General features: G+C 49.6%; 1 protein-coding gene. It reads left to right on the forward strand.

Annotated elements, in window-relative coordinates:
* Positions 1-661: recombinase family protein (locus tag DW826_RS17960; RefSeq protein ID WP_242994158.1), on the forward strand; the 661-nt coding region annotated here is incomplete at both ends.

Here is a 661-nt window from a genome sequence, read left to right on the forward strand (position 1 = left end):
ATCTTTGCCATGACGATTGACGGCTACGGTCCGTATCAGATCGCCAGCAAACTGAAATCGGAAAAGGTGCTTATTCCGTCTGCTTACCTTGCCCAACACGGCGAGGGCGTGAACAAAAACAAGACTTTCAAAGATGTGTACGGCTGGGGTTCTTCCACCATCTGCAACATTCTTGAAAAGCGTGAATATCTGGGACACACCATCAATTTCAAGACCCGAAAGCACTTCAAGGACAAGAAAAGCCATTATGTCCCGGAGGACGAATGGACGATTTTCGAGAATACCCATGAAGCTATCATTGACCAGCAGACCTTTGACCTTGTGCAGAAAATCCGTGGGAATGTCAGACGCTACCCGGACGGCTGGGGCGAAGCAGCTCCCCTCACAGGCTTGCTTTATTGTGCCGATTGCGGCGGCAAGATGTATGTCCACCGTACCAACAACGGCAAGCGTATTTCTCAATATACCTGTTCCCAATACAGCAAAGTCCCAGTTGGAAAGCTCTGCACGACACAACACCGTATCAATGAAGATGTGGTATTGTCCCTTGTTTCCGAAATGCTCAAAGCCATTGCCGAATATGCAAAGCATGACCGAGCCGAGTTTGTCCGAGTGGTACGGGAAGCGCAGTCCAGCCAGCAGACAGCAGAGGTTAAGAAAC

Source organism: Clostridium sp. AM34-11AC, from assembly GCF_003435375.1.
In the GTDB taxonomy this organism is placed as follows: domain Bacteria; phylum Bacillota; class Clostridia; order Lachnospirales; family Lachnospiraceae; genus Pilosibacter; species Pilosibacter fragilis.